Genomic DNA, 23,300 nt, shown 5'->3' on the forward strand with positions numbered 1-23,300 from the left:
GGCGATCGCCTGCCGGGCCGGACGCGCGCAAGGGGGTCAGGCCCTGGGTGGCTCCTTCTCGAACAGCTGGCGCATGACTTCCAGGTAGCGTCGCGCGCCCAGGCCCAATGGGCGCGACTTGATCCAGATGATGTCTACCCACAGGCGCAGGCGGCTGGCCATGTTGTCGAAGCGCACCTCGGCCAGTGCGCCCGAGGCAATCAGCGGTTCAACCAATGGCTGCGGCAGGTAGGCCCAGCCCAGCCCGGACTGCACCAGGTCCAGCGTGGCCAGGTAGCTGTCGGTCAGCCAGATGCGCCGGGACAGCACCATGCGCGGGTCCGATCCGGTGGGCTTGCCCGACGCCACGATGATCTGCCGTTGTTCGGCAAAGGCTTCTTCAGGCAGTGGCGTACCGCTGTTCTGCCCGGCCGGGTGGCGCGGTGAGGCGACCGCCACCAGCAGTTGGCTGCCGGCTTCGAGGAAGGATTCGCGCTCATCGATGCCGGGCCGTTCGAACACCAGGGCCAATTGCACACTGCCGTCATGCAGCAGGCGAATGGCCTCGGTCTGGGTGGCCGAACGTACCTCGACTTCCAGGCTGGGAAATGCCTGGGCGAGGATTTCCAGCGGCTGGCTCCAGCGGCCGGTCTGCAACTCGGGCGCCATGGCGATGGTCAGGCGCTTTTCCAGGCCTTTGTGCAATTGCAGGGCCTGGGCATCCAGCAGGTTGAGTTGGCAGATGACCTGCCTGGCCTGCGGCTCCAGCGCCAGGGCGGCGTTGGTGGGCAAGGCTTTGCGCGTGGCCCGGTCGAACAGCGGCAAGTCCAGCTCCGCTTCCAGTTGGGCGATCGCCATGCTCACGGCTGAAGGCACGCGGCCCAGCTTGCGGGCGGCGGCGGAGAACGAGCCGGCATCGAGCACTGCGAGGAAAATCGCCAAGGAGTCGCTGGTAAAGGCCATTGTCAGTAAACCTGATGATGATCATCTTTTATTGCTAAAAATTATGAACATTAATGCACCTGCAGGACAGTCCCTCAATGGAGAAAAGCGTGCATAGACCAACCGCGTGGCATGTGACCCACTGGAGCTGCGACCCGTTCAGCCTCGGTGCCTACAGTGCCTTGCTGCCTGGCGGATCGCCATTGCATCGAAGCGCCTTGGGCCAAGTACTGCATGGGCGCTTGGTCATCGCTGGAGAAGCTTGTAATGCCAGCGCTCCGGCAATGACTCATGGTGCGTGGAGTGATGGGCTGCGTGCCGCCGAGGCAGCCGTGAGTGCCGGTGCGAGCAAGGTGATCGTGATCGGTGCGGGGTGTGCAGGCCTGGCTGCCGCTCAACGCTTGCGGGAAAGGGGTGTCGATTGCACTGTGCTGGAGGCGCGTGGGCGAACGGGTGGGCGCACACATACTGTCGAGTTGGGCGGCGTGAAAGCAGATGAGGGTGCGGCATGGCTTCAGCATTTTGCCGAGAACCCATTGGCCGCTGTTGCACTTCAACATGGCTTGGCTTGCGTCGAGACCGATTTCAGTTGCCCGCTTGCAGCGGCACGCGGTGGGGCGTTGCCGGATATCGACGCCGCCTGGGATGCCTTGACCAGGCGTCTCGATCGGCAACAACCTTTGTCTGACGCGATCGATGGCTACATGGCCACACTCGACCCCGCGCTCGCGCGTGCCACGCAGTTCGCCATCGACGCCAACCTTGTACTGGAAGCGTGTTTGCCCGTCGAACAACTGTCGGTCTGTGCCTTGGATGAAGCGGGGGTCGGGCATGGTGATCGTATGCTGCCAGGCGGCTACAGCGAGCTTGTCGACTTGCTGTCGAAGAACCTGGATATCCGCCTGAACAGTCCTGTCACCCACATCGACTGGTCGAGCACGCGCGTCATGGTGAATGGAGAGGTGTGCGACTTCTGCATTTGCACAGTCCCGGTGGGGGTTCTGAAAACGTTGCACTTTACCCCTGCGTTACCTGAAACACAGCAGGGAGCGCTGGCGCATCTGGGGATGGGCAAGCTGGAGAAAGTGATTCTGCAGTTCGATGAGCGATGGTGGCCGTGCTCACCCTCAGGCTACCTGCGCTGGTACGACGTGCCCGCCAGTTGGGGGGAGTGGCTGGACCTGACCGATGCTGTCGGCAAGCCCACCATTGCCGGGCTGATTGCCGCCGATGCGATCGAGCGGCAGTTCACCGGGCGCACCGATGAACAGGTAGTCATGGCCGCGTGTGAGGCATTACAGGCGTGGGCCGCAGCCGTCGGGCCCGCGCCTTGATACTTAGAGGCCTTCGCCCAGCACCCGGTCAATGCTGTCGACAAAGTAGTCCACGCTGGCACGGCTGGTGCACATCGGTGGCTTGATCTTGAGGATGTTCAGGTAGTCGCCGGTCGGCTGCATGAAGATGCCCAGGTCACGCAGGCGATTGCACAGCATCATGGTTTCTTCGGTAGCCGGCTCCAGGGTGGCGCGGTCGCGCACCAGTTCCAGCCCCAGGTAGAAGCCCGAGCCATGTGCCGCGCCCGCCAGCGGGTGCTTGTCGACCAGCGCCTGCAGGCGTGCCTTGAAGTAGCGCCCGGTGTCACGGGCGTTGTCCCACAGGCCTTCCTCTTGCATGACATCCAGCACCGCCATGCCGATGCGGCAACTGACCGGGCTGCCACCGGCCGAGGAGAAGAAGTAGCCCTCGGCCTCCAGCGCCTCGGCGATTTCGCGACGGGTGATGACCACGCCCAGTGGCTGGCCGTTACCCATGCCCTTGGCCATGGTGATGATGTCGGGCACCACACCCTGTTCCTCGAAGCCCCAGAAGTACTCGCCCAGGCGGCCATAACCCACCTGCACTTCGTCGGCGATGCACACCCCGCCGCGGGCGCGGACCTTGGCATAGGCTGAGCGCAGGTAGCCTGCGGGCAGCGAGATACCGCCGGCATTGCCGTACACCGGTTCGCAGATGATGCCCGCCAGCTGACGGCCACGGGCGTCGAGGTCAGCCAGCTTGGCGTCGACGTCTTGCAGGTAGTCGGCGGCGCTGTCTGCCCCGCGGAAACGACCGCGGAAGGTGTTCGGTGCTTCGACCGGGTGTACCCAGTCCGGGCGGGTTTCTAGGGCTTGCGGGTTGTCGGCGATCGACGTGGAGATGGCATCGGTGGCCACCGACCAGCCGTGGTAGGCCTCCAGCACACTGAGCAGATCGCGCCCGCCACTGTAGGCCCAGGCCAGGCGAATCGCCAGGTCGTTGGCCTCGGTGCCGCTGTTGACCATGAACACCCGGTCGAAACCTTCGGGGGCCAGGTCCAGCAGGCGCTCGGAGAATTCGGTGATTGCTGCGTAATGGAAGCGCGAGTTGGTGTTCAGCAGCGACCACTGCCGCGCCGATTCGGCAACCATGCGTGGATGGCCATGGCCCAGCACTGCAACGTTGTTGAGCATGTCCAGGTAGGAACGGCCCTGCATGTCGATCAGGTAGTTGCGCCAACCACGTTCAATGTGCGGCGGTTGTGCGTAGTAGTGCTTCTGCGAGCGGGCGAAGCTGGCGTCGCGGCGGGCCAGCAGGGCTTGCGGATCGGGTAGCGGCTCGGCATCGCAATCGAAGCCCAGCAGTGCGGCCGGTGAAGGGCACAGGGCCAGCCAGGCTTCGGCTTGGGATGGGGTGGCGAAGAAGGGCGGCTGCAGGGCAAGGTTCAGGCACAGCTGTACGCTGAGGAAACCACAACTATGGCCCAGCGACTGGCCTTTTTCCATCGCCTGCCCATCAGCGGGTGCGTCTTCCAGGCCCTGCAACCACAAGGCCCAGTGCGCGGTCTGCAGGCAACCGCGACCGTCGCCATGGCGCTGCCAGGTGCCGGCTCCGGGGGCTTGCACCAGGCTGCCGTTGGGTACATGCAGCTCAACGCCGAGTGCGCAGGTGGCGGGCTCTTCGGGCCGGTCGATATGGGTTTGCGACAGGCGATATTGCCCGTGCAGGGTGCAGGCCGGGGCTGCTTGCGAGGTCAGCAGTTGCTGGTCGAAACCGGGTTGCTCCCAGTTGCCCGCTTCACAATGACGGCTGAGCACACCCAGGTCGACCCGCGTTATATCCTGCCCGGCCAGCTCGGGGAGCAGGGGCGCGCAACCGTTCAAGTCTGGAGCGTCGATCTGCACGCCTGCCGCCTGCAGGATGGCCGCCTCCATCAGCGCGAAAGGGACGGCAGTGGCGGTGTCGAAGATTTCCCACTCATGGGCCACGTTGTCGCGGGTGTACTGGTTGCCGGGGTCCACGGCCAGTTGCTGGGCGCTGCTCAACACCAGTACCGCAGCGCGGTTGATCACCAGCGGCCACAGGGCGCGTAGCTCGGCCTCGGTCAGCGGGTTGAGCGCCTGGTAGGCCTGCACGGCGGGCAGGATGCGCAGTGGGTCGCCCTCGGCGTGGTGCAACAGCGCGGCGCAGGTCACCGACAGGTCGGCGATACGCCAGGTGCGCAGCAGGTCGCCGAAATCGATCACGCCTTGCAGTTGCCACTGGCGTTGGGCATCACGGGCCCACACGGTATTGTCGTCGGTGATGTCCAGGTGCACGGCCTGACTGGGCAGTTGATCGACAAGCGGCATCAGGCGCTCGTTGGCCTGTCGCGTGGCGTGTTCGAGGCGGGCGCGCTGCCCGCTGTCCTGCAGCACCGGAAGCAGGTGATCGATCAATGCCCCGGCATGCTGCGGGTCCCATTGCAAGGTGCGCGCAAGGCCTGGGTGATCGAAATGGGCAAGCGCCTTGTCCAGCTTCGCACAGAGCCCGCCCAGCTCAGCCATCAGGCGTGGCTCCATGTGCTTGAGGCGGGTCAGCGGTTGGCCTTCGATGTAATCGAGCAGGCGCAGGCGCAGTGGTTGCGCGTCGATGTCCAGTTCCAGCAGCCCCGTGCCGTTGTGGGCTGAGCGCACGGCCGGTACCGGCAAACCTTGGTCGCGCAGGAAGGCCAGGGCGGCGTGCTGGGCTTCAAGCTCCAGCTGGGCATAGCTGCCGTGGCAGGCCTTCAGCACATAGCCACCCTGCGGTGTGACCACGCGAAAGTTCAGGTCTTGCTGGCTGCCCAGTACCGAAAGGTTGCCGGCAAGGCCGTAGTGGGCCTGCAGCACGGCGTGTGCCTGGGCTTCGCTCAGCGTTGGGCTGGGCAGGCCGGAACGCTGGATCAGGGTGGCCAGGGCAGGGGAAGCGGGCTGGTATTGTGGGCTGGACATGAGCTCTACCGTGGGTGCTGGGAGGTGACGGTGGAGAATTTATGCCCGATTCGGCTGATGATGGAAGACGATTATTGTCAGAAAAATTGATTACCGCTGCTTGGTTCTAGTTGGTGTTCAATTCCTATAGGGAAGGGGTTGGATCTGACCTTCCAGGTGTTTTATGCACGATTGCGTCAGGGCGGCGAGGCGCCTGCCTTGGTTTTTGCGGTGTTGCGTACATCGAGCGCCGCCCGCGCGGCGCTCGATCTCAAAAACGGCGCAAAAACCAAGGCAAACGCCAGGGCAAACACACAGCCGTTCCCTACGAACCCCCAACCTCCAAAAACGCCGCCTCCAGCAACTGCCGGGTATACGGATGCTGCGGCGCCTGGAAGATCGCCTGCGCATCCCCTTGCTCCACCACCTGCCCATGCTTGATCACCATCAACTGGTGACTCAACGCCTTCACCACCGCCAGGTCATGGCTGATGAACAGGTAGGTCAGGTTGTACTTTTGCTGCAGGTTACGCAGCAATTCCACCACCTGCCGCTGTACGGTGCGGTCCAGTGCGGACGTGGGTTCATCCAGCAGAATCAGTGCTGGCTTCAACACCAGCGCCCGGGCAATGGCAATGCGCTGGCGCTGCCCGCCGGAAAACTCATGGGGGTAGCGATGGCGCGTGCGCGGGTCCAGGCCTACTTCCTCCAGGGCCGCGATAATCGCCGCTTCCTGTTCCTGCGCGGTGCCAATGCCGTGAATGCGCAGCCCTTCACCGACAATGTCCGCTACGCACATGCGCGGGCTCAGGCTGCCAAACGGGTCCTGGAACACCACCTGCATTTCCCGCCGCAGGGGGCGCACGGCTTTCTGGTTAAGCCCTTCGAGGTTCTGCCCATGAAAGCGAATGCCGCCCTGGCTGGAAATCAGCCGCAAGATCGCCAGGCCCAATGTGGACTTGCCCGACCCGGATTCGCCAACAATGCCCAGCGTCTGGCCCTGGGGCAAGCTGAAGTTGACCCCGTCCACCGCCTTCACATGGTCGACCGTGCGCTGCAGAAAGCCCTTCTTGATCGGGAACCACACCTTGAGGTCATCCACCTCCAGTAATGGCGCACCCACCGGGTTGTGTGCCGGCAGCCCGCTGGGCTCGGCATTGATCAGCATCTGCGTGTAGTGGTGCTGTGGCGAGCTGAACAGCGTGGCGCATTCGGCTTGCTCGACAATTTGCCCACGCTGCATCACGCACACACGGTGGGCGATGCGGCGCACCAGGTTCAGGTCATGGCTGATCAGCAACAGGGCCATGCCCATACGCGCCTGCAATTCCTTGAGCAGCTCAAGGATCTTCAGCTGCACGGTCACATCCAGCGCCGTGGTCGGCTCGTCGGCAATCAGCAGCTCGGGCTCGTTGGCAAGCGCCATGGCGATCATTACCCGCTGGCGCTGCCCGCCCGACAATTCGTGGGGCAGGGCCTTGAGGCGCTTGCGCGGCTCTGGAATGCCGACCATATCCAGCAACTCCAGGGTGCGTGCAGTCGCTTCCTTGCCGGTCAGGCCCTTGTGCAGCAGGAGGATTTCGTTGATCTGCTTCTCGATGCAATGCAGCGGGTTGAGCGAGGTCATTGGCTCCTGGAAGATCATCGCGATGCGGTTGCCGCGAATACGCTGCAGGGTCTTCTCATTCTGCTGCAACAGGTCCTTGCCTTCGTAGCGGATGCTGCCGCTGGGGTGCCGGGCCAGGGGATAGGGCAGCAGGCGCAGGATCGAGTGCGCGGTGACCGATTTGCCCGAGCCACTTTCGCCCACCAGGGCCAGTGTCTCGCCTTTGCGAATATCGAAGCTGATGCCGTCCACCACCCGGTTGACCTGGTCCCCGGTCACGAACTCGACGACCAGGTCCCGCACTTCGATCAGGTTCTGTTCATGCATGTCACTTCCTCGGGTCGAAGGCGTCGCGGGCGGATTCGCCGATGAACACCAGCAGGCTCAGCATCAGCGCCAGCACAGCAAAGGCGCTGATACCCAGCCATGGCGCTTGCAGGTTGGATTTGCCCTGCGCCACCAGTTCGCCCAGCGAGGGCGAACCGGCGGGCAGGCCGAAGCCTAGGAAGTCCAGGGCGGTGAGGGTGCCGATGGCACCGGTGAGAATGAACGGCATGAAGGTCATGGTCGAGATCATGGCGTTGGGCAGGATATGCCGGTACATGATTGCGCCGTTGCGCATGCCAAGGGCACGGGCGGCGCGCACGTATTCCAGGTTGCGCCCGCGCAGGAACTCGGCACGTACCACATCCACCAGGCTCATCCACGAGAACAGCAGCATGATGCCCAGCAGCCACCAGAAGTTGGGCTGCACAAAACTGGCCAGGATGATCAGCAGGTACAGCACAGGCAGACCGGACCAGATTTCCAGAAAGCGTTGCCCGGCGAGGTCGACCCAGCCACCGTAGAACCCCTGCAGGGCGCCTGCGATGACGCCGACAATGGAGCTGGCCACGGTCAGGGTGAGGGCAAACAGAACCGAAATGCGGAAGCCGTAGATCACCCGTGCCAGCACGTCGCGGCCCTGGTCGTCGGTGCCCAGCCAGTTGTCCGACGAAGGCGGGGCGGGGGCGGGGACACGCAGGTCATAGTTGATGCTCTGGTAGCTGAACGGAATCGGCGCCCACAGCACGAAGCTGTCTTTCTTCTTCAGCAGTTCGCGGATGTAGGGGCTTTTGTAGTTGGCTTCCAGCGGGAATTCCCCGCCGAAGGTGGTTTCCGGGTAGCGCTTGAAGGCCGGGAAGTACCATTGGCCGTCGTAACGGACGGCGATCGGTTTGTCGTTGGCGATCAGTTCGGCGCCCAGGCTCAGCCCGAACAGAATCAGGAACAGCCACAGCGACCACCAGCCACGGCGGTTGGCCTTGAAACGCTCGAAGCGCCGGCGGTTGAGGGGGGACAAGGCCATGTCAGTGCTCCCGGCTGGCAAAGTCGATGCGTGGATCGACCAAGGTGTAGGTCAGGTCGCCGATCAGTTTCACCACCAGCCCCAGCAGGGTGAAGATGAACAGGGTGCCGAAGACCACCGGGTAGTCGCGGTTGATGGCCGCTTCGAAACTCATCAGGCCCAGCCCGTCGAGGCTGAAGATCACCTCGATCAGCAAGGAGCCGGTGAAGAAGATGCCGATGAACGCCGAAGGGAAACCGGCGATCACCAGCAGCATGGCGTTGCGGAATACGTGGCCGTACAGCACCCGTGATCGGCTCAGGCCCTTGGCTTTGGCGGTGACCACGTACTGTTTGTTGATCTCGTCGAGGAAGCTGTTCTTGGTCAGTAGGGTCATGGTGGCGAAGTTGCCGATGACCAGCGCGGTGATCGGCAGCACCAGGTGCCAGAAGTAGTTCAGCACCTTGCCGGTGGTGCTCAGTTCGTCGAAGTTGTTGGAGGTGAGGCCACGCAGGGGGAACCAGTCGAAGTAGCTGCCACCGGCGAACAGCACGATCAGCAGGATGGCGAACAGAAACGCCGGGATGGCGTAGCCGACGATGATCGCCGAACTGGTCCACACGTCGAAGTGGCTGCCGTGGCGCACGGCCTTGGCGATCCCCAGCGGGATCGACACCAGGTACATGATCAGCGTGCTCCACAGCCCCAGCGAGATCGAAACCGGCATCTTCTCGGCGATCAGGTCGATCACCTTGGCATCGCGGAAGAAGCTGTCGCCGAAGTCCAGCCGGGCGTAGTTCTTGACCATGATCCACAGGCGCTCGGGCGGTGACTTGTCGAAGCCGTACATGCGCTCGATTTCGGCGATCAGCGCCGGGTCCAGGCCCTGGGCGCCGCGGTAGTTGGAGCCGGCCACGGAAACCTCGGCGCCGCCACCTGCAATGCGGCTGGTGGCGCCTTCGAAGCCTTCGAGCTTGGCGATCATCTGCTCGACCGGGCCACCGGGGGCGGCCTGGACGATGATGAAGTTGATGATGAGGATACCGAACAGGGTCGGGATGATCAGCAGCAGGCGGCGCAGGATGTAGGCCAGCATCTTAGTTGGCCTCGTCCGCAGGCGCTTCACTGACCGCCGGGGTGACATCGGGCTTGATCCACCAGGTGTCGATGCCGATGTCGTACTTGGGCGATACGCTTGGGTGGCCGATGTGGTTCCAGTAGGCCACACGCCAGGTCTTGATGTGCCAGTTGGGGATCACGTAGTAGCCCCACAGCAACACGCGGTCGAGCGCGCGGCAGTGGTCGACCAGGCTCTGGCGCGAGTCGGCGTTGATCAGCTGTTCCACCAACTGGTCGATGGCCGGGTCACGCAGGCCGATGAAGTTGCGGCTGCCAGGGTTGTCGGCGGCCGCACTGGACCAGAACTCGCGCTGTTCGTTACCCGGCGAGTTGGACTGCGGATAACCGCCGACGATCATGTCATAGTCCCGAGAACGCAGGCGGGTGATGTATTGCGAAACGTCGACCCGGCGAATGTTCAGCTCGATACCGAGGTCGGCAAGGTTGCGTTTGAACGGCAGCAGGATGCGCTCGAACTCGGTCTGCGCGAGCAGGAATTCGATGCTTACCGGTTTGCCCTGGGCGTCGACCATCTTGTCGTCGACGATTTTCCAGCCGGCTGCCTGCAACAACGTGTAAGCCTGGCGCTGTTGCTCGCGGATCATGCCGCTGCCGTCACTGACCGGGTTGCGGAAGACCTCGGTAAATACGTGCTCGGGCACTTTGCCGCGCAGTGGTTCGAGGATTTTCAGCTCGTTGGGGCTGGGCAGGCCGCGGGCGGCCATTTCCGAGTTCTCGAAGTAGCTGCCGGTACGGGTGTAGGCGCCGTTGAACAGTTGCTTGTTGGTCCACTCGTAGTCCAGCAGCAGGCTCAGTGCCTGGCGCACGCGCACATCCTGAAACACCGGGCGGCGGATGTTGAAGATGAACCCCTGCATACCGGTGGGGTTGCCATTGGGCAGCTCTTCCTTGACCAGGCGACCTTCGCGCACGGCGGGCACGTTGTAGGCGGTGGCCCAGTTTTTTGCACTGACTTCCAGGCCATAGTCGAATGCTCCGGCCTTGAGTGCCTCCAGGGCGACGGTGGTGTCGCGGTAGGCGTCGAAGGTCATGACATCGAAGTTGTAGAAGCCGCGGTTGATGGGCAGGTCCTTGGCCCAGTAGTCCTTGACCCGTTCGTAGCGCACCGAGCGCCCGGCCTTGACCTCGGCAACCTTGTATGGGCCGCTGCCCAACGGAATTTCAAGGTTACCGCGGTTGAACTCGCGGTTTTCGTACCAGTGCCTGGGCAGTACCGGCAGTTGGCCAAGAATCAGTGGCAGCTCGCGGTTGTTGCTGTGCTTGAACTTGAACAGCACCTTCAGCGGGTCTTCGGCGACCACTTCGGCTACGTCGGCGTAGTACTGGCGGTACAGCGGGGCGCCGTCCTTGATCAGGGCGTTGAACGTGAACACCACGTCGTCGGCACGCATCGGGTGACCATCATGGAAGCGCGCTTCGGGGCGCAGGTAGAAGCGTACCCAGCTGTTGTCCGGGGCCTTTTCGATCCTGCCGGCAACCAGGCCGTATTCGGTGAACGGTTCATCCTGGCTCTGGCGCATCAGGGTGTCGTAGATAATGCCGATATTCTCAGCCGCCACGCCTTTGTTGATGAACGGGTTGAGGCTGTCGAAGCCGCCGAAGCTGGACTGTCGGAAGGTACCGCCCTTGGGCGCATCCGGGTTGACGTAGTCGAAGTGCTTGAAGTCGGCGGGGTACTTGGGTGGCTCGTCGTAAAGGGTGAGCGCGTGCTGCGGTGCGGCCAGCGCGGGAAGGCTCAGGCAGGCGAGCAACAGGCTGCCTGCCAGCCGGCGCAGACGGTGCGTTGGCGTCATTGGGCTTTCTCCGAAGTCTTGATCCACCAGCTGTTCAGCCCAAGGGTGTAGGGCGGTGTGGTGACGAAGGCGAACCGGTTGCGGTAGGCCAGGCGATGGTTGTCGAGGTACCAGTTGGGGATCATGTAGTACTGCCATGAGAGCACGCGGTCCAGGGCACGGGCGGCAGCGACCTGGTCGTCGCGGGTACGTGCGGCCAGCAGGGTGTCGAGCAGGTGGTCGACGACCGGGTCCTTGACCCCAGCGTAGTTCTTGCTGCCCTTGGTCGCGGCCTGGCTGGAATGGAAGTACAGCCACTGCTCGAGGCCGGGGCTGAGGGTCTGGTTCAGGGTCATCAGTATCATGTCGAAATCGAACTGGTCCAGGCGTTGTTTGTACTGGGCACGGTCCACGGTGCGCAAGCGCGCATCGATGCCGATGCTGGACAGGTTTTCGACATAAGGTTGCAGGATGCGTTCAAGGTTGGGGTTTACCAACAGCAGCTCCATGCGCAGCTGCTGGCCCTTGCTGTCGACCAGGCGCTGGCCGTTCAGCTTCCACCCGGCTTCAGCGAGCAGGCCCAGGGCCTGGCGCAGGGTCTGGCGGCTGATGCCACGGCCATCGGTGTGGCTGACCTTGTACGGTTCGCTGAACAGCTTGGCGGGCAACTGGTCTCGGAACGGCGCCAGCAGCAGCCACTCCTTGCCGGTGGGCAGGCCGCTGGCGGCGAACTCGCTGTTGGGGTAGTAGCTGGTCGAGCGGCGGTAGGCGCTGCTGAACAGCGCGCGGTTGGTCCACTCGAAGTCAAGCATCAGCCCCAACGCCTGGCGTACCCGCGGGTCACTGAACGCGGCCCGGCGGCTGTTCATGAACAGGCCCTGTGTTTGCGTGGGGATGCTGTGCGGGATTTGTGCCTTGATCACTTCACCACGGCGCACGGCCGGGAAGTTGTAACCGTTGGCCCAGTTTTTTGCCTGGTGCTCGATATAGATATCGAACTCGCCGGCCTTGAATGCTTCGAAGGCAACCGTCGCGTCGCGATAGAACTCGTATTCCACCCGATTGAAATTGTACTTGCCACGGTTGACCGCCAGGTCTTTGCCCCAGTAGTTCTTCACCCGTTCGAACACCAAGCGTCGCCCGGGTTGTACCTGGGTGATGCGGTACGGGCCGCTGCCCAAGGGGGGCTCGAAGGTGGTGGCTTTGAAGTCGCGCTTCTGCCAGTAGTGTTTGGGCAGCACCGGCATTTCGCCCAGACGCAGGATCAGCAGCGGGTTGCCGGCGCGTTTGAACACGAAGCGGATGCGTAGCGGGCCGAGGATATCTACCCGCTTCACCTCCTGCAGGTTGGTGCGGTAGATCGGGTGGCCATCCTTGAGCAGCGTGCGGTAGGAGAAGGCCACGTCAGCCGAGGTGATGGGCAGGCCGTCGTGCCAGCGGGCTTCGGGGCGCAGGTTGAACACCACCCAGCTGCGGTCCTCGCTGTACTCCACCGAACGGGCGATCAGGCCATAGCTGGAGGTCGGCTCGTCACCGGACGGGTCGTACTGGCCAGTGCCGACCATCAGTGGCTCGTTCAGCTCGCTGATGCCGTACTGCTGGAAATTGGGCGTGGTAATCGGGCTCGACCCTTTGAAGGTGTAGGGGTTGAGCGTGTCGAAGGTACCAAAAGCCATGGCCCGCAACGTGCCGCCCTTGGGCGCTTGCGGGTTGACCCAGTCGAAGTGGGTGAAGGTGGCTGGGTACTTGAGCGTGCCGAACTGCGCGTATCCGTGGCTTTCGCTCACCATCGCGGCTACGGGAAAGCTCAAGGCCAGGCTGAGTGACAGCAGGAGGGGACGTATCAAGTCGGCATCCGATCCAGAGGCGTTGGGCTTTGATCGGGTACAGTAACAGCTTGGTGGGGTTGGAAAAAGAGGCGTCGAAGGCGCAGGCCCCAAGCTGGGGGCAACAGCTGTCACCGTACCTGTGGGAGCGGCCTTGGGTCGCGAAAGGGCTGCGCAGCAGCCCTGGCAGTTTATGCTGAAAAGTTGAAATCCTGGGGCCGCTTCGCGCCCTGGTTACGGGATCAGTGCCCGAGGTAGACGGTCAGGGTCTGGCCTGGCTTGAGGGCATGGCCGCTGCGTGGGTTCCAGCGCTTGAGGTGCTTCATTTCCACATTGAAACGCTTGGCCACCAGGTACAGGGAGTCGCCCTTGCGGACCTTGTATTGCGTGGAGCGCTTCCCGGAGGCGGCAACGCGGTTGCCGGCGGCGCTCGGTGCACTGCCACCGCGCAGGGCCAGCACCTGGCCAGCGCGCAGGCTGTTGCCGGACAAACGGTTCCAGCGCTTGATGTCCTTGACCGACACACGGTTGATCTTGGCGATGGCGCTCAGGTTATCGCCACGCTTGACCCGGTAGCTGCGCGCCGACACCGGTGCCTTGGCTTCGGCCACGGCCTGGGCAAACGCCGCTTTCGGTGGTTGCAGGCTGACCAGTTGCTCCGGGTTGAGGTTGGACAGGCTGGCACTGAGCAACTGCGCCTTGGCGGTGGGCACCAGCAGCTGTTTCGGGCCATCGACGGTCATGCGCTTCTTGAATGCCGGGTTGAGCTGGATCAGCTCGTCCTCGTCGATGTTGGCAAAGGCCGCGACCCGGGTAAGGTCCAGGCGGTCATTGATTGCCACCGCTTCGAAGTACGGTTCGTTGGCGATCGGGGTGAGATTGACACCGTAGGCTTCTGGCGTGGACACCACCTGCGACAGTGCCAGCAACTTGGGCACGTAGTCGCGGGTTTCCTGTGGCAGCGGCAGGTTCCAGTAGTCGGTTGGCAGGCCGAGCCTTTCGTTGCGCTCGATGGCTCGGCTGACGGTGCCTTCGCCGGCATTGTAGGCCGCCAGGGCCAGCAGCCAGTCGCCGTTGAACATGTCGTGCAGGCGGGTCAGGTAGTCCAGCGCGGCGTTTGTCGACGCGGTGACATCGCGGCGGCCGTCATAGAAGTTGGTCTGGCGCAGGTTGAAGTGGCGACCGGTAGCCGGCATGAACTGCCACATGCCGGCAGCGCTGGCGCGTGAGTAGGCCATGGGGTTGTAGGCACTTTCGATGGCCGGCAGCAGCGCCAGTTCCAGCGGCATGTCGCGTTCTTCAAGGCGCTCGACGATATAGTGCAGGTAGAGGCTGCCGCGTTCCCCGGCGCTTTCGATGAAGGTCGGGTTGCTGGCGAACCACAAGCGTTGCTGCTCGATGCGCGGGTTGACATCGATGCTGTCCTGCAGGGCGAAGCCCTGGCGCATGCGCTCCCAGACATCCTGCGGCGCCTGCTCGGCCGGCTTGACCAGCAGCGGCGAAGGCTTGTGCTTGATCCGCGCCTGATAGTTGTGCGCGCGAACGCTATCGGATTCGTCGAGCTGACGGGTGCTCTGGCAGCCCACCAAGGTGGCGGCCAGGGCCAGCGCACTGATTTGGGCCAGGCGCGTCAGGGCGACGGAATGAGAGGTTCTGCGGCTACGGGAAGACATCGGCTGATACAGGTATCCGGGCGAAAAAGTTCGGCGATTCTAGAAACCGCTCCGGGCCTGGTCAACCTTTGACCATCACTTGCGATATATCTTGCGGTTATCAGAAGGTGTCCTTCCAAGACCTCAAGGCAGCAAAAACAGCGACATGCGTGGTGTTTGAATGTCCCTTCCATTCGTCTGCTTTTTGTTTAACTAATGTTTCAGAGGTACGCAAAAAGGGGTTGGTCAGGCGCTCCAGGCCGATCGTTGATGGCAAACTGATGCGATTTTCGGCGCGCAAACGGCTAACGTCCTCGAACCGTTGCTGAACGTGCGGGTTGGACGGTTCCACCGCCCTGGCGAAACGCAGGTTGCCGAGGGTGTATTCATGGGCGCAGTACACTGCTGTCTGCTCTGGCAGGGCCGCCAGGCGGGCGAGGGCAGGCTGCATCTGTTCGGGTGTACCCTCGAACATGCGCCCGCAACCGGCGGCGAACAGGGTATCGCCGCTGAACAGGACGGGCGTTGCTGGCTGGTCGCTGAAGAAGGCGATATGCCCCAGGGTGTGGCCGGGTACCGCCAGCACCTGGAACGTCACACCCAGCACGTCCACCCTGTCGCCTTCGTCCAGTGCCAGGTCGCGGCCGGGAATGTGTTCGTTGGCGGGGCCACAGACCCGTGCGCCGGTCAATTGCCTGAGCCGCTCCACACCGCCGATATGGTCATGGTGGTGGTGGGTGACGAGGATGTCGCTCAGCACCCACTCGGGGTTGGCAGCCAGCCAGCGCTCCACCGGGCCGGCATCGCCCGGGTCGACCACCGCACAACGGCGTTTGGCAGTATCCTGTAACAACCAGATGTAGTTGTCGGAGAAAGCGGGGAGAGCATCGATCTGTATCATGGTGCGGATCCGATTCGCCTAGCGTGGCACATGAGGGCATCTTAGCCGCGATGGCGCGGTGGGAGAACCTTCGAGGGAGAGCGCAATGACCGACCAAGCCTTTGCCCAGGCCGACCCGGACTGGGTCGAGCTGATCAGCCTGGCCCGTGAGTGGTTCAACGGCCCACTCGGGCAACTGATGCTCAAGGAGGAAGACAAACTGCTGGAAGAAGAGCTCGGGCGCTTCTTTGGCGGCTATCTCGTGCATTACGGGCCCTGCGCCGAGCCACCGCCCAGAGCCCCCCAGGTGCAGCGTAACGTGCGCCTTGGTGCGCCCTTGCCGGGCGTGGAGATAGTCTGCGAAGAACAGGCCTGGCCGTTGAGCGAGCACGCTGCCGACGTGGTAGTGCTGCAGCATGGCCTGGACTTCTGCCTGTCGCCCCATGGCCTGCTGCGCGAGGCCGCCAGTGCCGTCCGCCCGGGCGGGCACTTGCTGATCGTGGGGATCAACCCCTGGAGCAGCTGGGGCATGCGCCATTTCTTCAGCCACGGTGCGCTGCGCAAGGCGCGCTGCATCTCGCCGTCCCGGGTGGGCGACTGGCTCAACCTGCTGGGCTTCGCGCTGGAGAAACGCCGCTTCGGGTGCTATCGTCCGCCGCTTGCCTCACCTGCCTGGCAGCAACGCCTGGAGGGCTGGGAACGACTGGCCGGCGGCTGGCAGGGCTCCGGTGGCGGGGTGTACCTGCTGGTGGCGCGCAAGATGGTGGTAGGCCTGCGGCCTTTGCAGCCGCAGCGTCGTGAGCCAATGGGCAAGCTGCTGCCGCTGCCACTGGCGAAGGTCAACCGCACCGCAGCCAATCCCGAAACTGACAAGCACTGAATTCAAGAGTGGTACATGAGCGATAGCGTCGAGATGTTTACTGATGGTGCCTGCAAGGGCAACCCTGGCCCAGGTGGCTGGGGCGTGCTGATGATCTACAAGGGCGTCGAGAAGGAACTGTGGGGCGGCGAACGTGAGACCACCAACAACCGCATGGAGCTGATGGCCGCGATCCAGGGCCTGATGTCGCTCAAGCGTGAATGCGAGGTAGTGCTGACCACCGACTCGCAATACGTGATGAAAGGCATCAACGAATGGATGGTCAACTGGAAGAGGCGCGGCTGGAAGACCGCCGCCAAGGAACCGGTGAAGAACGCCGACCTGTGGCAGCAGCTCGATGAGCAGGTCAACCGCCACAAGGTGACCTGGAAGTGGGTGCGCGGCCATATCGGCCACCCCGGCAACGAACGCGCCGACCAGTTGGCCAACCGTGGGGTCGATGAGGTGCGCGCCCAGCGTTGAGCTGGGGTACAATCGCGGCCTTTGTAATTGATGCAAGTTGGAGCGCCCGCGTGGAGCAGCAGCAAGATAAACGGTTCGTCATTCTCGATACCGAAACCACGGGTATGCCGGTTGGCGAAGGCCACCGGATCATCGAGATCGGCTGTGTCGAGGTTATCGGCCGGCGCCTGACCGGGCGGCACTTCCACGTCTATCTGCAGCCTGACCGCGAAAGTGACGAGGGCGCGATCAACGTTCACGGCATCACGGATGCCTTCCTGGTCGGCAAGCCACGCTTTGGCGATGTCGCCGAGGAGTTTTTCGACTTTATCCAGGGCGCCACGCTGGTCATCCACAACGCGGCGTTCGACGTTGGTTTCATCAACAACGAATTCGCCTTGCTGGGCCAGCAGGACCGCGCTGACATTTCGCAGCACTGCACCATTCTCGACACTCTGCTGCTGGCACGTTCGCGACACCCTGGGCAACGCAACAGCCTGGACGCGCTGTGCAAACGCTACGACATCGACAACTCGGGCCGTGAGCTGCACGGCGCACTGCTCGACTCGGAACTGCTGGCCGACGTTTACCTGGCAATGACTGGTGGCCAGACCAGCCTGTCGTTGGCTGGGAATGGGGCAGATGCCGAAGAGGACGGGCAGGGCGCTGGCGGTAGTGAGATCCGCCGGATTGTCGGGCGTGCGCCCGGGCGGGTGATCATGGCCAGTGCTGAAGAGCTGGAGGCCCATGCCGAGCGGCTGGCAGCCATTGCCAAGTCGGCGGGTGGGCCGTCGCTGTGGCAGACCCTGACTGAGACACCGGCCGGCTGATCTTTCGCCCTGCAACAGAAGTGGAGGTCGTTGAATGGCGGGGGCAGATTGGTCAGCAGGCCCGGCCCTTTCGCGGGTAAACCCGCTCCTACGACGGCCTGTGTCCAATCACCGACCGGTGTCCACCACCAATCAGGTGTAGGAGCGGGTTCACCCGCGAAAGGGCCAGTACAGGCAATACAAGGCTCAACTACCCTGAAATGGACGTTATGTCCTTCGGAGGTAGCCACCTGATGTACAAGGACCTCAAGTTCCCGATCCTCATTGTCCACCGCGCCATCAAGGCCGACAGCGTTGCCGGCGAGCGCGTGCGGGGCATCGCCGAGGAACTGCGCCAGGATGGCTTTGCCATTCTCGCCGCAGCCGACCACGCTGAAGCACGCCTGGTCGCCGCCACCCACCACGGCCTGGCCTGCATGCTCATCGCGGCCGAGGGCGCTGGCGAGAACACCCATCTGCTGCAGAACATGGCCGAGCTGATTGGCCTGGCCCGCCTGCGTGCACCCAACCTGCCGATCTTCGCCCTGGGCGAGCAGGTGACCTTGGAAAATGCCCCTGCCGAAGCCATGAGCGAGCTCAACCAGCTGCGTGGCATCCTTTACCTGTTCGAAGACACCGTGCCGTTTCTGGCCCGCCAGGTGGCGCGTGCTGCACACACCTACCTCGATGGCCTGCTGCCGCCGTTCTTCAAGGCGCTGGTGCAGCACACCGCGCAGTCCAACTATTCCTGGCACACCCCGGGCCATGGTGGCGGTGTGGCCTATCATAAGAGCCCGGTAGGGCAAGCCTTTCACCAGTTCTTCGGGGAAAATACCCTGCGCTCGGACCTGTCCGTTTCCGTGCCGGAGCTGGGTTCGCTGCTCGACCACACAGGTCCGCTGGCAGAGGCCGAGGCCAGGGCGGCGCGCAACTTCGGTGCCGACCACACCTTCTTCGTCATCAATGGTACCTCCACGGCCAACAAGATCGTCTGGCATGCCATGGTCGGTCGTGACGACCTGGTGCTGGTGGACCGCAACTGCCACAAGTCGGTGGTGCATGCGATCATCATGACGGGGGCCATCCCGCTGTACCTGTGCCCGGAGCGCAACGAACTGGGCATCATCGGCCCGATCCCGCTCAGCGAGTTCAGCCCCGAGGCGATCGCCGCGAAGATTCAGGCCAACCCCCTTGCCCGTGATCGTGGGCAGCGTATCAAGCTGGCGGTAGTGACCAACTCCACCTACGACGGGCTGTGCTACCACGCCGGGCTGATCAAGCAGGCTCTGGGTACCAGTGTCGAGGTGTTGCACTTCGACGAGGCCTGGTTTGCCTATGCCGCGTTCCACGACTTTTTCACCGGGCGCTACGCCATGGGCACCGCCTGCGCGGCAGACAGCCCGCTGGTGTTCAGTACCCATTCCACCCACAAGCTGCTGGCGGCGTTCAGCCAGGCCTCGATGATTCATGTGCAGGACGGCGCCAGGCGGCAGCTGGACCGGGACCGTTTCAACGAAGCGTTCATGATGCACATCTCTACCTCGCCGCAGTACAGCATTCTCGCCTCGCTGGATGTGGCTTCGACCATGATGGAAGGGCCGGCCGGGTGCTCGCTGCTGCAGGAGATGTTCGACGAGGCGTTGAGTTTTCGTCGTGCCCTGGCCAACCTGCGTGAGCACATTGCCGCAGAGGACTGGTGGTTCAGCATCTGGCAGCCGCCCAGTGCCGAGGGCATCCCCCGTCTGGCCGCGCAGGACTGGTTGCTGCAGCCGGGGGCGCAATGGCATGGTTTCGGTGAAGTGGCGGCCGATTATGTGCTGCTCGACCCGCTGAAGGTGACCTTGGTGATGCCGGGCCTGAGCGCAGACGGTGTGCTGGGCGCGCGCGGCATTCCGGCGGCGGTGGTCAGCAAGTTTCTCTGGGAGCGCGGGCTGGTGGTGGAAAAAACCGGGCTCTACAGCTTTCTGGTGCTGTTTTCCATGGGCATCACCAAGGGCAAGTGGAGCACCCTGCTCACCGAATTGCTGGAGTTCAAGCGCCACTATGACGGCAATACCCCGCTCAGCAATTGCCTGCCGAGTGTAGGGGCCGCCAACGCCCTGCGCTACCAGGGCATAGGCCTGCGCGACCTGTGCGACCAGTTACATGACTGCTACCGCGCCAATGCCACGGCCAAGCAGCTGAAGCGGCTGTTCACCCGTTTGCCGGAGGTGGCCGTAAGCCCGGCCCAGGCCTATGACAAGATGGTGCGTGGCGAGGTGGAGGCGGTGCCGATCGAGGCGCTGCTGGGGCGTGTGGCGGCGGTGATGCTGGTGCCGTACCCGCCCGGCATCCCGTTGATCATGCCGGGTGAGCGGTTCACCGAGGCGACCCGCTCGATCCTTGACTACCTGGCATTCGCCCGAGCATTCAACCAGGGCTTTCCCGGGTTCGTCGCCGATGTGCACGGCCTGCAGCACGAGGGGGGGCGCTACACCGTGGATTGCATCACGGAATGCGCGTGATCTCGACGCCGGAGCGTGCCAGTTCGAAACGGTTCTCACCCAGGTGGTTGACCTTGTCGCCGATGGCCAGGCGGTAGGTGGTGATGGGGGCGCCCAGCGTGCTGCCGTCGAGTTGCAGGGTGGATTCCTGGAACTCGTGCACGGGGTAGATGCGGCCTTCGGCGTCACGGGCGTGGAATTGGCCGACCATTACTGCTGCCATTTGGGTGGAAACCTCTGAATTACGTAGGAAATGTATGAAGGCATAGACCGTGAAACAGACTCGGAAGTTTTCGCCCTGCGGAAAAAAAACTCAGCCACCGGAGAACGGTCATCTATAACTACAACGTCTATTTAACCCGCAAAGGTTGGAATTGCCATGAGCCAGGTGTATTCGGTAGCAGTCGTCGTGGGCAGCTTGCGCAAGGAGTCCTACAACCGCAAGGTCGCCCGCGCACTTTCAGAGCTGGCGCCGTCCAGCCTTGCGCTGAAGATCGTCGAGATTGGCGACCTGCCGCTGTACAACGAAGATATCGAAGCCGAGGCACCGCCGGAAACCTGGAAGCGTTTTCGCGATGAGATCCGCCGCAGTGATGCGGTGCTGTTCGTCACCCCGGAATACAACCGCTCGGTGCCGGGCTGCCTGAAAAATGCCATCGATGTGGGGTCGCGTCCTTACGGGCAAAGTGCCTGGAGCGGCAAACCGACAGCGGTGGTGAGTGTATCGCCGGGGGCGATTGGTGGCTTTGGCGCCAACCATGCGGTGCGCCAGTCGCTGGTGTTTCTCGACATGCCCTGCATGCAGATGCCCGAGGCTTACCTTGGCGGTGCGGCGAGCTTGTTCGAGGATACGGGCAAGCTCAACGACAAGACTCGACCGTTCTTGCAGGCGTTTATCGACAAGTTTGCTTCATGGGTGAAGTTGAACAGGGCGGTCTGAACCCGAATTATGCTGTGCAGCGCCCCCGTAGGAGCGGGTTTACCCGCGAATGCGTCATTGAATTTGCCGACGCATTCGCGGGTAAACCCGCTCCTACCCGTCAGCGGAAGCTGTAGGAAACCCCCGCATATACGGCAAACCCTTCGCCCGGTGTCGAACGGGCACTGTCCTTGCCGGCGTCGTCGTAGGCCGGCGTCACGGTCGCTGCATAGCGCTGGTTGGTCAGGTTGCGCAGGTCCAGCCAGGTCTGCCAGTCCTGTTTCGGTGAGTCCCAGCCAACGCGCGCGCCGAGCAAGGCATATTCATCGGCGTGGTAGCTGTTGGCGTAGTCCACCTGCACCTTCGAGGCCATCTGTGTATTGATCCCGGCATAGAAGCCGCTCGGCCAGTCATAGCGCAGCTCGGCCTGGTAGTAGTGCATGGGGATGCCGGGCAGACGGTTGTCGCCAAACCTGTCGTCATCGCGGTAGTGGAAGTCGCTGAAGGTGTAGGCCTGGCGCAAGCTCAGCTTGCCAGTGCCCGCGCGTTCCCACAGGGTGCTGTCGAGGCCGGCTTCCACGCCTTGGTGCACGGTGGCGCTGGCGTTGAATTCCTTGGCCGGGGCGCCTTGCACGATTTCCACCGCCAGCAATTCATGGCGAACCTGCGAGTAGTACCACGCCAGGTCCCAATGCCCCAATGCCGATTCGCCGCGTGTGCCCAATTCCAGTGTGGTGGCGGTCTGGTTTTGCATTTCGATCGGTTGGTTCGCTGTGGGCGCGCTCCAGATCAGCGACCATGGGTGTGGCGGCTCTACCGAGCGGCTCAGGTTGCCGTACACCTGCAAGTCCGGGCGGATGTCGTAGCGCAGCCCCAGGCGTGGTGCATAGTCCCAGTCATGCATGCTCACCTTGTCGCCTTCAGCAGGGTAGGTCACGTCACTTTCGCGACGTGTGTAGATCATGGCCAGGCCGGTGCTCAGCCACAGGTTGGGGACCAGCTCCAGGTCGTTGCCAACATGCAGCACGGTGTCCGAGCCCTGGTAGGTGAAGTCACGGGTGCGCTCGCCAAATACATCACCATTGCGGGTAAATTGCGAAGCGCCGCTGTTGGGCAGGTGCTTGGTGGTACGCCAACCGACGGTGGTCTTGCTCTCGCGGTCGAACAGTGTGTCGCGGCGGAAATAGTTCAGCGTGCCGCTGACATCGGTGTAGGCGACCTTCAGGCGCATGGGGCCTTCGCGCAGGTCCATCGGGTAGTCGTGATAGACCAGGCCGGCTTCCAGGCGCGCCTCGTCGTCGAGATAGAAAGTCGTCTTGTTGCCCACCCAGGTGCTGCCTGGCTGCGGGCGGCTGTCGTCGCGTGCCAGATAGTTGGGGTTGGCCGCGCGCGGGTGGTGCTTGATCTGCTCTTTGGTCAGGCGCCCAGGCAGTTCGTTTTCAGTTTCCCGGTAGCGCAGGTAGAAGCGGGTTTCCAGGTTGGGGTTGAAGCGGTAACCGACATTGGCGGCAATGCCCTTGGCGCTGCCGCTGCTGTGCGCCTGGTAGCCGTCATATTCCGAATCGGTCAGGGCCACGTAATAGTCGAGATTGCCCAGCACCTGGCCCGAACTGATGTGCCGGTGCTGGTAGCCGCGGCTGCCGACCTCGTAGCGTACTTGCAGCGCAGGCGCGTCGTAGCCGGTGTGGGTGACGTAGTTGATCGCACCGCCCAGGGCCAGGGAGCCTTGGTCAAAGCCATTGGCGCCACGCAGCACTTCGGCACGGCTCAGCCACAGGGGTTCGAACAATTCGTAGGGCGTGCCGCCCGGGCCGGTCAGCGGCAGGCCGTCGAACATCGTGTATACGCCGGAACCGTGCGCCCCCGGCGCACGGTTGAGGCCCGAGCCGCGTATCGACAGCTTGATGCCGTCGTTGCCTGCCGATTGGGCGAACACCCCAGGCTGGTAGGCCAGCACGTCCTGGTTGCTGGCCACTCGGCCTTGCCCCACGCGCTGCATATCCACCAGGTTGCTGGCGCCCGGTATTTCACGCAGGCGCTCGCTGGCGGCCGTCAGCGCGTTCTGCTCCTCATCGGTGATCAGCACCCGGCCCAATTCGACCGAGGCAGCCCCCAGCGCGGGCTGAGTAGCCGCCAAGGCCGCCAGCAGACCGAGGCAGGACGAAAGGGGTAAATCGGAACGCATTGTACGACTCCAGGCGAAAGGCGAATGGACAACGGCGTTGAGACGAGCGAAATGCGGCTTGGAGCACGCAGAAAGTCAGCAAATCGTGCGTGACCTTCGTCATACGGTCTTGTACGAAAGTTCTTTACAAACCACGGCGGTGGAGGCGGGTGGCCTGTGCTTCGTAAGGTGATTGCAGGTAGGCAGTAATGCCTTGCTCAATCACCCGTGGA

17 protein-coding genes are annotated in these 23,300 nt (G+C 63.1%); 6 read left to right on the forward strand and 11 right to left on the reverse strand.

From position 1 onward, the window contains the following. Positions 1 to 36: 36 nt before the first annotated feature. Complete coding sequence (locus LVS58_RS20325) at positions 37 to 942, reverse strand: LysR family transcriptional regulator (protein ID WP_233692548.1); 906 nt, start codon at positions 940 to 942, stop codon at positions 37 to 39. A 77-nt stretch (positions 943 to 1,019) separates the two neighbouring features. Between LVS58_RS20325 and LVS58_RS20330 the strand changes: the two genes are divergently transcribed. Next, the gene (locus LVS58_RS20330; protein ID WP_233692549.1) at positions 1,020 to 2,255 is read left to right on the forward strand and encodes a flavin monoamine oxidase family protein; all 1,236 of its coding nucleotides are present in this window, start codon (positions 1,020 to 1,022) and stop codon (positions 2,253 to 2,255) included. Between the two features lie 3 nt (positions 2,256 to 2,258). On the opposite strand, the gene LVS58_RS20335 is transcribed toward LVS58_RS20330, so the two are convergent. From LVS58_RS20335 to gloB, 8 genes are all read right to left on the reverse strand, one after another. Further along, positions 2,259 to 5,189, reverse strand: coding sequence for an aminotransferase (locus LVS58_RS20335; protein ID WP_233692550.1), 2,931 nt, complete (start codon positions 5,187 to 5,189; stop codon positions 2,259 to 2,261). A gap of 304 nt (positions 5,190 to 5,493) precedes the next feature. After that, entirely contained in the window at positions 5,494 to 7,101 is a 1,608-nt protein-coding gene (locus tag LVS58_RS20340) for an ABC transporter ATP-binding protein (protein ID WP_233692551.1), read from the reverse strand. A gap of 1 nt (position 7,102) precedes the next feature. Continuing rightward, positions 7,103 to 8,122, reverse strand: coding sequence for an ABC transporter permease (locus LVS58_RS20345; protein ID WP_233692552.1), 1,020 nt, complete (start codon positions 8,120 to 8,122; stop codon positions 7,103 to 7,105). 1 nt (position 8,123) lies between these two features. Continuing rightward, positions 8,124 to 9,197, reverse strand: a complete 1,074-nt coding sequence (locus LVS58_RS20350) for a microcin C ABC transporter permease YejB (protein WP_233692553.1) — start codon at positions 9,195 to 9,197, stop codon at positions 8,124 to 8,126. 1 nt (position 9,198) lies between these two features. Further along, positions 9,199 to 11,034: an extracellular solute-binding protein gene (locus tag LVS58_RS20355; RefSeq protein ID WP_233692554.1), complete on the reverse strand. Its 1,836-nt coding sequence runs from the start codon at positions 11,032 to 11,034 to the stop codon at positions 9,199 to 9,201. Continuing rightward, positions 11,031 to 12,860: an extracellular solute-binding protein gene (locus LVS58_RS20360; RefSeq protein ID WP_233692555.1), complete on the reverse strand. Its 1,830-nt coding sequence runs from the start codon at positions 12,858 to 12,860 to the stop codon at positions 11,031 to 11,033. The genes LVS58_RS20355 and LVS58_RS20360 overlap by 4 nt, the downstream gene beginning before the upstream one ends. A 221-nt stretch (positions 12,861 to 13,081) precedes the next feature. Continuing rightward, a complete protein-coding gene (locus LVS58_RS20365) occupies positions 13,082 to 14,512 on the reverse strand; it encodes a lytic transglycosylase domain-containing protein (RefSeq protein WP_233692556.1) in 1,431 nt (476 codons plus the stop codon). A gap of 100 nt (positions 14,513 to 14,612) precedes the next feature. After that, complete coding sequence (gene gloB / locus LVS58_RS20370; RefSeq protein WP_233692557.1) at positions 14,613 to 15,392, reverse strand: hydroxyacylglutathione hydrolase; 780 nt, start codon at positions 15,390 to 15,392, stop codon at positions 14,613 to 14,615. Between the two features lie 85 nt (positions 15,393 to 15,477). Between gloB and LVS58_RS20375 the strand changes: the two genes are divergently transcribed. From LVS58_RS20375 to LVS58_RS20390, 4 genes are all read left to right on the forward strand, one after another. After that, on the forward strand, positions 15,478 to 16,251 hold the full coding sequence (locus LVS58_RS20375; RefSeq protein WP_233692558.1) for a class I SAM-dependent methyltransferase: 774 nt from the start codon (positions 15,478 to 15,480) through the stop codon (positions 16,249 to 16,251). A 15-nt stretch (positions 16,252 to 16,266) separates the two neighbouring features. Further along, the gene (gene rnhA, locus LVS58_RS20380; RefSeq protein WP_233692559.1) at positions 16,267 to 16,713 is read left to right on the forward strand and encodes a ribonuclease HI; all 447 of its coding nucleotides are present in this window, start codon (positions 16,267 to 16,269) and stop codon (positions 16,711 to 16,713) included. Between the two features lie 50 nt (positions 16,714 to 16,763). After that, positions 16,764 to 17,522, forward strand: coding sequence for a DNA polymerase III subunit epsilon (gene dnaQ, locus LVS58_RS20385; RefSeq protein WP_233692560.1), 759 nt, complete (start codon positions 16,764 to 16,766; stop codon positions 17,520 to 17,522). 233 nt (positions 17,523 to 17,755) lie between these two features. Further along, complete coding sequence (locus tag LVS58_RS20390) at positions 17,756 to 20,005, forward strand: Orn/Lys/Arg decarboxylase N-terminal domain-containing protein (protein WP_233692561.1); 2,250 nt, start codon at positions 17,756 to 17,758, stop codon at positions 20,003 to 20,005. Here the strand turns inward: LVS58_RS20390 and LVS58_RS20395 are convergent. Beyond that, entirely contained in the window at positions 19,989 to 20,207 is a 219-nt protein-coding gene (locus LVS58_RS20395; protein ID WP_010954911.1) for a hypothetical protein, read from the reverse strand. The two genes, LVS58_RS20390 and LVS58_RS20395, sit on opposite strands and share 17 nt — an antisense overlap. Before the next feature lie 156 nt (positions 20,208 to 20,363). Here LVS58_RS20395 and chrR point away from each other — a divergent pair, with 156 nt between their 5' ends. Beyond that, the gene (gene chrR / locus LVS58_RS20400; protein WP_233692562.1) at positions 20,364 to 20,924 is read left to right on the forward strand and encodes a class I chromate reductase ChrR; all 561 of its coding nucleotides are present in this window, start codon (positions 20,364 to 20,366) and stop codon (positions 20,922 to 20,924) included. Between the two features lie 100 nt (positions 20,925 to 21,024). Here the strand turns inward: chrR and LVS58_RS20405 are convergent, their stop codons facing one another. After that, positions 21,025 to 23,088 carry a TonB-dependent receptor family protein gene (locus LVS58_RS20405; RefSeq protein ID WP_233692563.1) on the reverse strand — a complete coding sequence of 688 codons (2,064 nt, stop codon included), beginning with the start codon at positions 23,086 to 23,088 and terminating at the stop codon, positions 21,025 to 21,027. Positions 23,089 to 23,300: the final 212 nt, after the last annotated feature.

Source organism: Pseudomonas sp. JR33AA (genome assembly GCF_021378985.1).
Taxonomy (GTDB): domain Bacteria; phylum Pseudomonadota; class Gammaproteobacteria; order Pseudomonadales; family Pseudomonadaceae; genus Aquipseudomonas; species Aquipseudomonas alloputida.